Origin of the sequence: Streptomyces tamarix (assembly GCF_032423885.1) — a bacterium.
Taxonomy (GTDB): domain Bacteria; phylum Actinomycetota; class Actinomycetes; order Streptomycetales; family Streptomycetaceae; genus Streptomyces; species Streptomyces tamarix.
This window is the reverse complement of record NZ_JAWCTQ010000013.1, coordinates 144385-158277: the sequence shown is the minus strand read 5'-3', so window position 1 is coordinate 158277 and position 13893 is coordinate 144385. Positions and strand designations below refer to the sequence as shown.

11 protein-coding genes are annotated in these 13893 nt (G+C 73.2%); 6 read left to right on the top strand and 5 right to left on the bottom strand.

What is annotated here, in order from left to right:
• Nucleotides 1-90: 90 nt before the first annotated feature.
• Nucleotides 91-711 (bottom strand): NADPH-dependent FMN reductase, encoded by a 621-nt coding sequence (locus RND61_RS13350; protein WP_315878120.1) that lies wholly within the window; start codon nucleotides 709-711, stop codon nucleotides 91-93.
• Nucleotides 712-927: 216 nt separating this feature from the next.
• Here RND61_RS13350 and RND61_RS13345 point away from each other — a divergent pair, with 216 nt between their 5' ends.
• Nucleotides 928-1512 (top strand): hypothetical protein, encoded by a 585-nt coding sequence (locus RND61_RS13345; RefSeq protein WP_315878119.1) that lies wholly within the window; start codon nucleotides 928-930, stop codon nucleotides 1510-1512.
• Between the two features lie 244 nt (nucleotides 1513-1756).
• Nucleotides 1757-2392 carry a class F sortase gene (locus tag RND61_RS13340; protein ID WP_315878118.1) on the top strand — a complete coding sequence of 212 codons (636 nt, stop codon included), beginning with the start codon at nucleotides 1757-1759 and terminating at the stop codon, nucleotides 2390-2392.
• 39 nt (nucleotides 2393-2431) lie between these two features.
• Here RND61_RS13340 and RND61_RS13335 read toward each other — a convergent pair whose 3' ends face one another.
• Nucleotides 2432-3211 (bottom strand): sulfite exporter TauE/SafE family protein, encoded by a 780-nt coding sequence (locus tag RND61_RS13335; RefSeq protein ID WP_315878117.1) that lies wholly within the window; start codon nucleotides 3209-3211, stop codon nucleotides 2432-2434.
• Between the two features lie 215 nt (nucleotides 3212-3426).
• Between RND61_RS13335 and RND61_RS13330 the strand changes: the two genes are divergently transcribed.
• From RND61_RS13330 to nirD, 3 genes are read left to right on the top strand one after another with little or no spacing between them, the layout of a single operon-like run.
• Entirely contained in the window at nucleotides 3427-4608 is a 1182-nt protein-coding gene (locus RND61_RS13330) for an NAD(P)/FAD-dependent oxidoreductase (protein ID WP_315878116.1), read from the top strand.
• A gap of 1 nt (nucleotide 4609) precedes the next feature.
• Nucleotides 4610-7132 (top strand): nitrite reductase large subunit NirB, encoded by a 2523-nt coding sequence (gene nirB, locus RND61_RS13325; protein WP_315878115.1) that lies wholly within the window; start codon nucleotides 4610-4612, stop codon nucleotides 7130-7132.
• Nucleotides 7129-7452 (top strand): nitrite reductase small subunit NirD, encoded by a 324-nt coding sequence (gene nirD, locus RND61_RS13320; protein ID WP_315878114.1) that lies wholly within the window; start codon nucleotides 7129-7131, stop codon nucleotides 7450-7452. Before nirB ends, nirD begins: the two co-directional genes overlap by 4 nt.
• A gap of 87 nt (nucleotides 7453-7539) precedes the next feature.
• Here the strand turns inward: nirD and RND61_RS13315 are convergent, their stop codons facing one another.
• The gene (locus tag RND61_RS13315; protein WP_315878113.1) at nucleotides 7540-7953 is read right to left on the bottom strand and encodes a VOC family protein; all 414 of its coding nucleotides are present in this window, start codon (nucleotides 7951-7953) and stop codon (nucleotides 7540-7542) included.
• 277 nt (nucleotides 7954-8230) lie between these two features.
• On the opposite strand from RND61_RS13315, the gene RND61_RS13310 reads away from it, so the two are divergent.
• Nucleotides 8231-9388: an alkaline phosphatase PhoX gene (locus RND61_RS13310; RefSeq protein ID WP_315878112.1), complete on the top strand. Its 1158-nt coding sequence runs from the start codon at nucleotides 8231-8233 to the stop codon at nucleotides 9386-9388.
• Here RND61_RS13310 and RND61_RS13305 read toward each other — a convergent pair.
• Nucleotides 9358-10386: an ArsR/SmtB family transcription factor gene (locus RND61_RS13305; protein WP_315878111.1), complete on the bottom strand. Its 1029-nt coding sequence runs from the start codon at nucleotides 10384-10386 to the stop codon at nucleotides 9358-9360. The genes RND61_RS13310 and RND61_RS13305 overlap by 31 nt on opposite strands.
• 578 nt (nucleotides 10387-10964) lie before the next feature.
• Nucleotides 10965-13676 carry a pyruvate, phosphate dikinase gene (ppdK, locus tag RND61_RS13300; RefSeq protein ID WP_315878110.1) on the bottom strand — a complete coding sequence of 904 codons (2712 nt, stop codon included), beginning with the start codon at nucleotides 13674-13676 and terminating at the stop codon, nucleotides 10965-10967.
• Nucleotides 13677-13893: the final 217 nt, after the last annotated feature.

The following is a 13893-nucleotide window of genomic DNA, read 5'->3' as shown; positions in this document are numbered from 1 at the left end:
CCGGGGCGCGTGACGGCGGCCGGGGCGCCGCCGTCACGCGGTCGGGCGTCCGCCGGTACGGGCGGATGCGGGCGCGGCGGGGCCGCCGCCTCAGCCCTCGTAGGGGTGCGCGTCGCGGGCGGTGCGCAGGGCGCGGCCCCACCAGCCGAGCTGGTCGAGCATCTTCTTCGCGGCCCCGTCGGGCCCGGCGGAGTCCTTGAGCCCGCCGTCCTCGTTGAAGAGGTCGCCCGCGTTGGAGAAGGAGACCGTGTCGCGGACGGTGACGGCGTGCAGCTCGGCGAAGACCTGGCGCAGGTGCTCGACGGCGCGCAGGCCGCCGGAGACCCCGCCGTACGAGACGAAGGCGATGGGCTTCGCCTGCCACTCCATGAAGTGCCAGTCGACGAGGGCCTTCAGGGAGGCCGGGTAGGAGTGGTTGTACTCCGGGGTGAGGACGACGAACGCGTCGGCCGCGCCGAGCTGGGGGCTGACCTTCGCCAGTTCGGCGCGGACGGCGGGCGGCGGGTCGTAGGAGAGGTTGGTCGGCAGCTCCACCTGGGCGAGGTCGACGATGTCGACGGTGAAGTCGGCGCGCTCCCGGACGCGGGAGACGAACCAGTCGGTGACGACCGGGGCGAAGCGGCCCTCGCGGTTGCTGCCGACGATGACGGCCAGCTTCAGGGGCTCCTCGGAGGAAGCGGGACGCGGGGTGGTTTCCGTGGTGAGGTCCATGCGGGAAGCCTCACACCTCAACCAGACTTCAGGTCAAGCGGCGATTTCTTCACCCGTTCGGAACGTCTCGCCATACAGCGCCAATTCACCCCTCCGACCTGCGAAGACACCATCCCGAACGGCCCGAAGTGACAGGGCGTCAGCAGGCGCGGGCGGCGGCTCCAGACTTACCTCGAAGACAGGACACCAGCCCGAAGCGCTGCCCGGAGGACCCCCATGCGCACCACTGCCCGCTCGCTGACCGGTACCGCGCTCGCGGCCGTCTGCCTCGGCGCCCTCGCCGTCCCCGGGGCACACGCCGGTGACTTCGGGATCCTGGAGCTGTCCCCCGCCACCGCCGCCCCGGGCACGAGCGTCACCGCCAGCACCCGCGCCTGCGGGCCGAACGGGCACGGCGTGGGCGACGCGCGGGCGCTCGGCGCGGGCGAGTTCAAGCTGCGCCCCGGCGCCCACAAGGACCTCGCGGTCGGCACGTTCCGCGTCCCGGAGGGCGTCAAGCCGGGCACCTACGGCATCGGGGTGGTCTGCGACAACGGCAGGACGGCCACGGGCGACCTGGTGGTCCGGCACGGCGGCCCCACCCACCACCCGACGCCGCCGCCCCTCCCCAGCCCCATCCCCAGCCCCGTCCCCACCCCCTACCCCACCCACGAGGGCCCGCGCGGCCACGTGAAGACGGGCGTGGGCGGCAGCACCGGCCCCGACACCGCGCGGATCGCGGCGGGCGCGGCGCTCCTGGTCGGCGCCGCCGCGGCCGGCACCTGGGCGCTGCGCCGCCGCACGAACGGCGGCCACGGCTGACCCGCCCCGCGAACCGGGCGCCCCGCCCGCCCCTCGGCGGGGCGCTCCTCCCCGGCGGACGGCCGCCGCCGCGCACCGGCGGCCGCCCGTCCCCCCGGCCCCCGCCCCCGCCGCGCGGCCCCGAGACCGCGGCGGGGGCGGGGCCCCTCCCCCTCGGGGCCCCTCACCCTCGGGGCCCCTCGTCCGCGGGCCCCGGCACGGACCTCGCCCCGCGAGGAGGCCCCGCACCTGGAGGTCTCACCCCATGAGCAGCCCCACCGAGGCCAAGGCCCGCGGCAAGGGCTGGGGCATAGCCGTCGCCGCCTGCGTCGGCCTGTGGCTGGTGCAGAGCGGCTCCGACGGGGCGGGACCGCCCGTCCCGTCCGCCGCCGAGGCGTTCGCGGCCGGGCCGGGCTGGCACACCCCCGCGGCCGCCGATCCGATGCCGCCGTCCGCGCCGGTGCGCGTCCGCATCCCGCGCATCGGCGTCGACGCGCCCGTCGTCCGGCTCGGCCTCGGGGCGGACGGCAGCCTCGACGTGCCGCCGGCCGGGGACCGCAACCTGGCCGGCTGGTACGGGGGCGGCCCCCCGCCCGGCGCCCGCGGCACGGCGATCGTGGCGGGCCACGTCGACAACGACGAGGGCCCCGCGGTGTTCTACGCGCTGGGCGCGCTGAGGAAGGGCGACCGCGTGGAGGTGGCCCGCCTGGACGGGCGGACCGCCGTCTTCACCGTCGACGCCGTGGAGGTGTACGACAACGACGCCTTCCCCGACGCCAAGGTGTACGGCCGGTCGGACCACGCCGAGCTGCGCGTCATCACCTGCGGCGGCGCCTTCTCCCCGGAGACCGGCTACCAGGGCAACGTCGTCGTGTACGCCCACCTCATCGGCGCGCGCTGACCGCCGCCCCAGCCCCGCCGCGCCCGGCCCGCGCCGCCGTCACGCCCACTGGTCGAACGCCAGCTTCGCGACGAGCGAGAACACCACGGCCAGCAGCACCCCGCGCACGAACCCCGCGCCCTTCCGCAGCGCCATCCGCGCCCCCAGCATGCCGCCCGCCAGGTTGAACACCGCCATCAGCGCCGCCAGCCGCCACATGACGTTCCCCTGGTACGCGAACATCGCCAGCGCGCCGCCGTTCGTGCAGACGTTGACGACCTTCGCGGTGGCCGAGGCGGTCACCAGGTCCAGGTGCAGCACCGCCGTGAGCGCCAGCACCAGGAACGTGCCGGTGCCGGGCCCGAACAGCCCGTCGTAGAAGCCCACCCCGCCGCCCACCAGCACGATCGCGGTGACGAGCCGGGCCCGCCCCACCGGCCCCCGGGCCGCCGGCCCGGTCCCGAACGACGGCCGCAGCAGCACGAACACCGCGACGCCCACCAGCACGACGAGGATCGCCGGGCGCAGCACGTCGCTGCTGACCCCCGCCGCGAAGAACGCCCCGCCCATCGAGCCGGCGAGCGCGGCCAGGCCGATCCGGACGGCCGTCAGGACGGCCACGGGCGCCCGGCGCACGTACGTCACGGCCGCGCCGGCCGTGCCGACGATGGCCACCGCCTTGTTCGTCCCCAGGCACTGCGCGGCCGGCACGTGCGGCACGCCGAGCAGCATCGCCGGCAGGAGCAGCAGCCCGCCGCCGCCCACCACCGCGTCGATCCAGCCCGCCAGCAGTGCGGCGAGACAGAGCAGAACGAGGGAGGTCAGCGAGATGTCCGGCATGCACATGACCCTATGTGGTGCCCCTCTCCCGCCCCCGCCGGACCCCGGACGGCCCCGGGAGCGGACCCGTCAGCCCCGGGAGCGCCCCCGGACGGCCCCGGCGGGAGGGCCGCCGCTCCCCTCACCGCCGGCGGGCGTCCCCGCTGAGGTCAGCTTTCCGCGCGCGAAACAAACGGGATCCCGACGGGAAACACCGCCGACGCACGCTGCTGGACATGAGTTCACGGATCGTGGTGGTCGGCGGTGGTACGGCGGGGGCGCGCCTCGCCGAACGGCTGCCCGTCACCCTGCTCGGCGAGGAGCCGCACGCCCCGTACAACCGGGTGCTGCTCGCGGACGTCCTGGCCGGCAGGTACGGGCCCGAGGTGATCGCCCTGCCCGCGCCCCGGGGCGAGCCGGCGCGACGCGGTGTCCGCGTCACCGGCATCGACCGGGACGCCCGCGAGGTGCACTGCGCGGACGGCACCCGCGTCGCATACGACCGGCTGGTTCTGGCCACCGGCTCGAACCCGGTGCTGCCGCCGCTGCGCGGCCTCGCGGGCGGTGACCGGATGCCCGCCGGGGTGCACGCGTTCCGGACGCTCGACGACTGCCTGGCGCTGGACGCACAGGTGGGGCCCGGCGCGCGCGCCGTGGTCATCGGCGGCGGCCTGCTCGGGGTGTCCGCCGCCCGCGCGCTGGCGGCCCGGGGCGCCGAGGTGGTGCTGGCCCAGCAGGGCGAGCACCTCATGGAGCGCCAGTTGGACGCCGACGCCTCCGGGCTGCTGCGCCGCCACCTGGCGGGGCTCGGCGTGGAGGTGCACACCGAGTGCCGGGTGCGCGGTCTGAGGGCCGCGTCGGGCGCGGTGACCGCCGTCGAGCTGGCCGACGGGTTCGTACTCGACGCCGACCTGGTCGTCCTCGCCTGCGGGGTCCGGCCGCGCGTCGGGCTCGCCCTGGAGGCGGGGCTGGACGTGCGGCGCGGGATCGTCGTCGACGACCAACTGCGCACCTCCGACCCGTACATCCACGCCGTGGGCGACTGCGCCGAGCACGACGGCCGGCTCTACGGGCTGGCCGGCGCCGCCCTGGAGCAGGCCGACGTGCTCGCGACCGTCCTGGCCGGGGGCGACGCCGCCTACCGGGGCACGCGGGCGCTGACCCGGCTCAGCCTGGACGCCCTCGAACTGGCCGCGTTCGGCGAGCCCGTGCCCCGGGCCGGCGACGACACCGTGCGGCTCGCCGACGCCACGCGCAGCGCGTACCGGAAGGTCGTCGTCCGGGGCGACCGGCTCGTCGGCGGCGTCCTGATCGGCGACCTCGGCGCGGTCGGGACGCTCGCCCGGGCGTGGGAGGGCGACGAAGCCCTCCCCGACGCGCCCCTGCTTCACCTGCTCACCCATGACGGAGGCTCCTGACATGCCGAACACGCCCGGGGCGGCGCACACGCCCACCATCGTCCTCGTCGGCCACGGCATGGTCGGCCAGCGCTTCCTGGAGGCCCTCGCCGAGCGCGGCGTGACCGGGCGGGCCCGTGTGGTCGTCCTGTGCGAGGAGCCCCGCCCCGCGTACGACCGGGTCCAGCTGACCTCGTACTTCTCCGGCCGCACGCCCGAGGACCTGTCGATGGTGCCCGACGGCTTCATGGCGGAGCACGGCATCGAGCTGCACACCGGCGACCCGGCGGTCGCGATCGACCGGGAGGCCCGCACGGTCACCGCGCGGTCCGGGCTGACCGTCGCGTACGACACGCTGGTCCTGGCGACCGGCTCGTACCCGTTCGTGCCACCGGTCCCCGGCAAGGACGCGAAGGGCTGCTTCGTCTACCGCACGATCGAGGACCTCCTCGCCATCGAGGAGTACGCCAGGACCTCGAAGACCGGCGCGGTCGTCGGCGGCGGCCTGCTGGGCCTGGAGGCGGCGGGCGCGCTCAAGGGCCTCGGGCTGGAGACCCACGTCGTGGAGTTCGCGCCCCGGCTGATGCCGGTCCAGGTCGACGAGGGCGGCGGCGCCGCGCTGCTGCGCACCATCGAGGGCATGGGCCTGTCCGTCCACACGGGCGTCGGCACGCAGGCGGTCACCGTCGGGGACGACGGCGCGGTCACCGGCATGAAGCTGTCGGACGGCTCGGAGCTCGCCGCGGACATGGTCGTCTTCTCCGCCGGCGTCCGCCCCCGCGACCAGCTCGCCCGCGACTGCGGCCTGGAGGTCGGCGAGCGCGGCGGCATCGCGGTCGACGAGCGGTGCCGCACGTCCGACCCGGCGGTCTACGCGATCGGCGAGTGCGCCCTCGCGGCGGACGGCAGGGTGTACGGCCTGGTGGCGCCGGGCAACGAGATGGCGCTGACGGCCGCGGACGCCATCGCCGGGCGGGAGTCCTCGTTCACCGGAGCGGACACCTCCACGAAGCTGAAGCTGCTCGGCGTGGACGTGGCGTCGTTCGGCGACGCGCACGGCACGGCCGAGGGCTGCCTGGACGTCGTGTACGCGGACTCGCGGGCCGGCGTGTACAAGAAGCTCGTCGTCGACGCGGACGGCCGTCTGCTCGGCGGCGTCCTGGTCGGTGACGCCGACTCGTACGGGATGCTGCGGCCGCTGACCGGTTCGGTGCCGCCCGTCTCCCCCGAGCAGCTGGTCCTCCCGGCGGGCGCGGGCGCGCCGGTCGCGCTGGGGCCGGAGTCGCTGCCGGACGACGCGGTGATCTGCTCCTGCCACAACGTCACCAAGGGCGCGATCTGCGAGCACACCACGCTGCCCGAGGTGAAGAAGTGCACCAAGGCCGGCACGGGCTGCGGCAGTTGCGTCAAGGTCATCCAGCAGTTGCTGCCGAAGACCGGCGACGGCGGGCTGTGCGGCTGCTTCCCGCAGACCCGCCAGGACCTGTACGAGATCGTGCAGGTGCTGCGGATCACCTCGTACACGGAGCTCCTCGACCGCTACGGGCGGGAGGAGGCCAAGGGCGGCGAGGGGTGCGAGATCTGCAAGCCGACCGTCGCCTCGATCCTGGCGTCCCTCTCCCACGGCTACGTCCTCGACGGCGAGCAGGCCGCGCTCCAGGACACCAACGACCACTTCCTCGCCAACATGCAGCGCAACGGCTCGTACTCGATCGTGCCGCGCATCCCCGGCGGGGAGATCACCCCGGAGAAGCTGATCGTCATCGGCGAGGTGGCGCGGGACTTCGGGCTCTACACGAAGATCACGGGCGGTCAGCGGATCGACCTGTTCGGCGCGCGCGTCGAGCAGCTCCCGGCGATCTGGGCGCGGCTGGTGGACGCGGGCTTCGAGTCGGGGCACGCGTACGGCAAGGCGCTGCGGACCGTGAAGTCCTGCGTGGGGCAGACCTGGTGCCGGTACGGCGTGCAGGACTCGGTGCGCATGGCGATCGACCTGGAGCTGCGCTACCGCGGCCTGCGGGCGCCGCACAAGCTGAAGTCGGCGGTGTCGGGCTGCCAGCGCGAGTGCGCCGAGGCCCAGTCGAAGGACTTCGGCGTCATCGCCACGGCGAACGGCTGGAACCTGTACGTCGGCGGCAACGGCGGCGCGACGCCGCGCCACGCCGACCTGCTGGCGAAGGACCTGTCGGACGCCGAGCTGATCAAGCTGATCGACCGGTTCCTGATGTACTACATCCGCACCGCCGAGCGGCTGGAGCGCACCGCCCCGTGGGTGGAGCGGATCGGTCTCGACCACGTCCGGGAGGTCGTGGTCGAGGACTCGCTGGGCATCGGCGAGGAGCTCGACGAGCTGATGTCCCGGCACGTGGCCGGCTACCGCGACGAGTGGTCCGAGACCCTCGCGGACCCGGAGCGGCTGGCCCGGTTCGTGTCCTTCGTGAACGCCCCCGACGCGCCGGACCCGTCGGTGCGGTTCGTGCCGGAGCGGGGCCAGATCAAGCCCGACCTGACGATCCTCACCCTGGAAGGTGTGTCCGCCCGATGAAGCTGGAGCTCTCGCACGACGACGACTGGCTGCCGATCTGCGACACGACCGTGCTGACGCCGGGCCGGGGCATGGCCGCCCTGCTGCCGGACGGCCGGCAGGCGGCGCTGTTCCGGGACCGGTCGGGGCGGCTGTACGCGATCGACAACCGGGACCCGTTCACCGGCGCCCAGGTGCTGTCGCGGGGCCTGATCGGCTCGGCGAACGGGCGCACGTTCGTCGCGTCGCCGCTGCTGAAGCAGCGCTTCGACCTGGAGACCGGCCGCTGCCTGGACGACGACGAGGTGTCGGTGGCGGTGTACCCGGTGCGCACGAGCTGACGGTACGGGGGCCGGCCCGCCGGGCGGGCGGCGACGGGGACCGTGACGACCGCGGTCCCCGTCGCCGTCGGCGCGTGCGCGCCCGGCTCAGCCCTGCGCCCGCATCTTCTCGACGTCCGTCCACACGACCTCCCAGATGTGGTGGTCGAGGTCCTCGAAGGAGCGGCTGTACATGGCGTCGCCGTACTCCAGCGGCTCGTTGGCCGGGGTCGCGCCGGCGGCCAGCGCCCTGTCGACGAGCTCGTCGACCTGGGCGCGGCTCTCGGCGCTCAGCGCGATGATCGTCTCCGTGGTGGCGGACGCGTCGGCGACCTCCTTCTTCGTGAAGTTCTTGAAGAACGGCTCCGTGAGCAGCATCGCGAAGATCGTGTCGCTGAAGACCAGGCAGGCCGCGTTCTCGTCGGTGAACTGCGGGTTGAAGGAGTAGCCGAGCTCCGTCCAGAAGCCCTTGGCCGCGTCGAGGTCCTTGACCGGCAGGTTCACGAAGATCATCTGTCCCATGGCGGGTTCTCCATCCGATGTGGCTGCGGTGTCCGATGTGGCCTCTGTGGCCGTTACGGAGGGGTAGACCGCCGTCCCCGGCGGAACTCATCGCCGCCGCGCACATTTTTTTCCGGCCGGCCGCGCCCGGGGCGTCCCGGAGAGCCGACCGCCGAACGCTCCTTCCCCTTCACCGCTTGTTGATGCACTGTCAACCCGGGACCCCTAGGTTCCGGCACGCGCGACCCCGTCGCCGACCGGTGCGACGGGGCGGTCACCACCCCAGTGGAGTGATGAAGTGGAACGTCGCAGTTTCCTGCGCGGAGCGGTCGCGGGCGGCGCGGCCGCGGCCTTCGGCTACACGCTGATGCGGGGCGCGGCCTACGCGGCCCCGGCCCAGCCCGGCCCCGGCCCGTACGGAGCGCTCGGCACGGCCGACGCGAACGGCCTCCAGCTCCCGGCCGGCTTCACCAGCCGGGTCGTCGCCCGGTCGGGGCAGCGGGTCGGCGCCACCTCCTACGTCTGGCACGCCGCCCCGGACGGCGGCGCCTGCTTCGCCGACGGGAGCGGCTGGATCTACGTCTCCAACTCCGAGGTCTCCAGCACGGGCGGTGCGAGCGCCATCCGCTTCGACGCGTCGGGCAACGTCACGAGCGCGTACCGCATCCTGTCCAACACCAACCGCAACTGCGCGGGCGGCGCCACCCCGTGGAACACCTGGCTGTCCTGCGAGGAGGTCAGCACGGGGTACGTGTACGAGACCGACCCGTGGGGCGTGAAGGCCGCGGTCCGCCACGCCGCGATGGGCCGCTTCAACCACGAGGCCGCCGCGGCCGACCCGGTCCGCAGGGTCGTCTACCTGACGGAGGACGCGTCGGACGGCTGCTTCTACCGGTTCGTGCCGAACACCTGGGGCGACCTGTCGTCGGGCACCCTCCAGGTGCTGAAGGCCGGCACGGCCACGTCGGGCTCCTTCACCTGGGCGACCGTCCCCGACCCGGACGGCTCCCCCACCGCCACCCGCAACCAGGTGTCCGGCGCGAAGCGGTTCAACGGCGGCGAGGGCTGCCACTACGCCAACGGCACCGTCTGGTTCACCACCAAGGGCGACGGCCGCGTGTGGCAGCTCGACCTGGCGGCGAACACCTACGCGCTGGCGTACGACGACTCGCTCGTCTCCGGCGGCGCCCCGCTGACGGGGGTCGACAACATCACCGGCACGTCCTCGGGCGACCTGTACGTCGCCGAGGACGGCGGCAACATGGAGATCTGCCTGATCACGCCGGACGACGTGGTCGCGCCGTTCGTGCGGATCCTCGGCCAGTCCGGGTCGGAGATCTGCGGCCCGGCGTTCTCGCCCGACGGCCGGCGGCTGTACTTCTCCAGCCAGCGCGGCACGACGGGCAGCTCGTCCGGCGGCATCACCTACGAGGTGACGGGGCCGTTCCGCGCGTAGCGGTGGCGCTCCCGCACCGGCTGGGCGCCGCCGTGCAGCAGGGCGGCGCCCAGCGGCGTCAGGGTGTGCAGCACGGAGCTGCCCTGGCGCAGGGTCACCACCAGTCCGGCGTCGCGCAGGACGCCCGCGTGCTGGCTCGCCGAGGCGAGGGACACCCCGGCGCGGCGGGCCAGCTCGCTGGTCGTGCCGCCCTGCCCGATGGCCTTGAGGACGGCGGAGCGGGTGTGGCCCACCAGCCGCCCCAGCGGCGCCCCGCCCTGCTCGCCGGCCGCGGCGGGGGCGTCCGCGTGCGTCACCGGGTAGACGAGCACCGGCGGCAGCTCGGGGTTCCGGTACATCACGGCCGTGCCCCGGCAGAAGTACGACGGCTGGAGCAGCAGCCCGCGCCCGCCGAGCCGCACGTCGCGGTCGACCGGGTAGTCCGCCTCCAGGACCGGCGCGCGCCAGCGCAGCATCGGCGGCAGGGAGGCCAGCAGCTCCTCGGCGCCGCCGTCGAGCAGCGCCCGGCCCCGCACCGCCCGGTCCGCCTCCACCCGCGCCTGGATGTACGTCCAGTACGGCTCGACGGCGGCCCGGTGGTAGCCGCGCAGCGCTCCCAGGAGCCGGCACAGGGCCTCCGGGCGCCCTTCCGCGAGGTCCCCCGTCCAGGAGGGCAGGGGGGTCGCGGCCGCGCGCTCCGAGGCGAGCACGGACAGCTCCGCGTGGAGCCGGGCGGGCGGCGTGGCGCGTACGGCCTCCAGCGCCGCGTCGAGGCCCTGGAGCCCTTCCGGCGGGGTCAGGAAGTCCGGGAAATACCCCCGTGCGGGGACGAGCGCGCCCAGCAGTCTTGTTTCACCGTTCAACCGCGTCCGGGTTTCGGAGCGCCATTCCCCGTAGACCAGGGCGCCCCGCCTGTCCCGCAAACGGTGAAAGCTGAGGATCGCTTCCCACAGCGCGTCGGGCCGGGCCGCCATCCGGAGCCCCGCGAGATCCGCGCCGGTGAAATGTATACGAAGCACTGAACCCCCACCTGTTGCATGCGCAATCACCCCCCACCAAGGAGTATGCATGCCATCACAGGTTGTTACCACGGCATTTCAGCCACAGTTGAAACGCGTCGCGGACGAGGGCCGGGAACCGAAAAGCTGTACGCCGTCAGACGGGAAACCTTCAGGACCGAGGTGGCGCGTCGGAAGACCGTGGGGGGCTTCTCGCGCCCGGCGGCGGGACTGAAAGGTTGCGGCTCTCCTGTCTGGCAGGGGTAATGGGGCGCGGTCGGCGGGTGGGGATCCGGTGGCCGCGCTCCGCCCGTTTGTTTGCCCGCCGGGGCCGCAGAATTGACGTGAAGTCAATCTCCCGTAAATGGTCCGTGCTTCAACCGGAGCAGAATTCAACCGGTCTCAATTCACCGGACACGTACCTGTACGGATGGACGAACACCAAGGAAACAGTACGGGGCGGACACCTCCGCACAAAGGTGTCCGCCCCGTATCCCTGCGACCCGGAGCCGCCGCCGATCGGTGAGGGTCGGGTGACAGACGGCGGCTCCGGTGCCTGCGGGGTCCCGCCGCGGGGCGCCGCGGCGGGACCGGGTGGGTCAGCGGCTGTCGCTGCCGTCCGACTGGGCCGCGGCCCGGCCGGCCTCCAGGCGGGCGACCGGGATCCGGAACGGCGAGCAGGAGACGTAGTCCAGACCCACCTCGTGGAAGAAGTGCACCGACTCCGGGTCGCCGCCGTGCTCGCCGCACACGCCGAGCTTGATGTCCGGGCGGGTGGACCGGCCGGCCTCCACGGCGTGCCGCACGAGGGCGCCGACGCCGTCCTTGTCGATCGTCTCGAACGGCGACACCCCGAAGATGCCCTTCTCCAGGTACGCGGTGAAGAAGCTGGCCTCCACGTCGTCGCGGGAGAAGCCCCAGACGGTCTGCGTGAGGTCGTTGGTGCCGAAGGAGAAGAACTCGGCGCACTCCGCGATCTGCCCGGCGGTGACGGCGGCGCGCGGCAGCTCGATCATCGTGCCGAGCGCCAGCCGCAGGTCCACGCCGGTGCGCCGCTGCACCTCGGCGATGACCTGCTCGGCCTCGTCGCGGACCAGCTCCAGCTCCTGCACGGTGCCGACGAGCGGGATCATGATCTCGGCGCGCGGGTCGCCCTTGGCCTCGACGCGCTGGGCGGCCGCCTCCGCGATGGCCCGCACCTGCATCGTGAACAGACCGGGGATGACCAGGCCGAGGCGGACGCCGCGCAGACCCAGCATCGGGTTCTGCTCGTGCAGCCGGTGCACGGCCTGGAGCAGGCGCAGCTCGTTCTCGTGCGGTTCCTTGCGGGCCTCCGCGAGCGCGACGCGCACCGACAGCTCGGTGATGTCGGGCAGGAACTCGTGGAGCGGCGGGTCGAGCAGGCGGACGGTGACGGGCAGCCCGTCCATCGCCTCGAACAGCTCGACGAAGTCGTCCTTCTGCAGCGGCAGCAGCGCCTCCAGGGCCTCCTCGCGCTCGGCGTCCGTGTCCGCGAGGATCAGCCGCTCGACGTACTGGCGGCGGTCGCCGAGGAACATGTGCTCGGTGCGGCACAGGCCGATGCCCTGGGCGCCGAACCGGCGGGCGCGCAGGGCGTCCTCGGCGTTGTCGGCGTTGGCGCGGACCCGCAGCCGGCGGACGCGGTCCGCGTACGCCATGATCCGGTGGACGGCCTGGACCAGCTCGTCGGCGTCGTCGGCGCCGGCGTGCATCCGGCCCTCGAAGTACTCGACGACCGGCGACGGCACGACGGGCACCTCGCCCAGGTACACCTTGCCGGTGGAGCCGTCGATGGAGACGACGTCGCCCTCCTCGACGACGTGGCCGCCCGGCACGGTCATCCGGCGGCGCTTCGTGTCGACCTCCAGCTCCTCGGCGCCGCAGACACAGGTCTTGCCCATGCCGCGGGCGACGACGGCGGCGTGCGAGGTCTTGCCGCCGCGCGAGGTGAGGATGCCCTCGGCGGCGATCATGCCGTCCAGGTCGTCCGGGTTGGTCTCGCGGCGGATGAGGATGACCTTCTCGCCGGAGCGGGACCACTTGACGGCGGTGTACGAGTCGAAGACGGCCTTGCCGACGGCGGCGCCCGGCGAGGCGGCGATGCCGCGGCCGATCTGCTCGACCTTCGCGCCCTCGTCGAAGCGCGGGAACATCAGCTGGGCGAGCTGCGCGCCGTTGACGCGCTGGAGCGCCTCGGCCTCGTCGATGAGGCCCTGGTCGACGAGCTGGGTGGCGATCCGGAAGGCCGCCGCGGCGGTGCGCTTGCCGACGCGGGTCTGGAGCATCCACAGCTGGCCGCGCTCGATGGTGAACTCGATGTCGCAGAGGTCCTTGTAGTGGTTCTCCAGCGTCTCCATGATGCCCATGAGCCGGTCGTACGACTTCTTGTCGATCGACTCCAGCTCGGCGAGCGGCACGGTGTTGCGGATGCCGGCGACGACGTCCTCTCCCTGCGCGTTCTGCAGGTAGTCGCCGTAGACGCCCTGGTGGCCGGAGGCGGGGTCGCGGGTGAAGGCGACGCCGGTGCCGGAGTCCGGGCCGAGGTTGCCGAAGACCATCGAGCAGACGTTGACGGCGGTGCCGAGGTCGTGCGGGATGCGCTCCTGGCGGCGGTACAGCTTGGCGCGGTCGCCGTTCCAGGAGTCGAAGACGGCCTTGATGGCGAGGTCCATCTGCTCGCGCGGGTCCTGCGGGAAGTCGCGGCCGGCCTCGTCCTTGACGATCTTCTTGAACCGCTCGACGAGCTTCTTGAGGTCCGCGGCCTCCAGGTCGGTGTCGACCGCGGCCTCCTTGGCCTCCTTCGCCTCGTCGAGCGCCTCCTCGAAGAGGTCGCCGTCGACGCCGAGGACGGTCTTGCCGAACATCTGGATGAGGCGCCGGTAGGAGTCCCACGCGAAGCGCTCGTCGCCGGACTGCCGGGCGAGGCCCTCGACGGACGTGTCGGACAGACCGATGTTGAGGACCGTGTCCATCATGCCGGGCATGGAGAACTTGGCACCGGAGCGTACGGAGACGAGGAGCGGGTCGTCGGCCTGGCCGAGCTTCTTGCCCATCTTCCGTTCGAGCGCGTCGAGGTGCGCGCTCACCTCGTCGCGGAGCGCGGGCGGCTCGGCGCCGCTCTCCAGGTAGACCTTGCACGCTTCGGTGGTGATCGTGAAGCCCGGAGGCACCGGGAGACCGAGGTTGGTCATCTCGGCGAGGTTGGCGCCCTTGCCCCCGAGAAGGTCCTTGAGGTCCTTGTTGCCCTCGGTGAAGTCGTACACGAACTTCTGATCTTTGTTTTCCGACACGGGTCTCGACTCCTCGAGGACGACGTGGCTGCCCTGACGGCGAGGAACATACCCAGATCGAAGGCACCTGAGGAGCTATGCCTAACCGTCGTACGGCCTTAACCACCCGTCCGCCAGCAGATCGAAAGTTACGCAACGGTTTCTTCTCCGGGCGGGAACGATTCACCCCTTGAAGCGTCATGGTCAAAAACCACCCAAGGACCGCTCATGTGAGCAG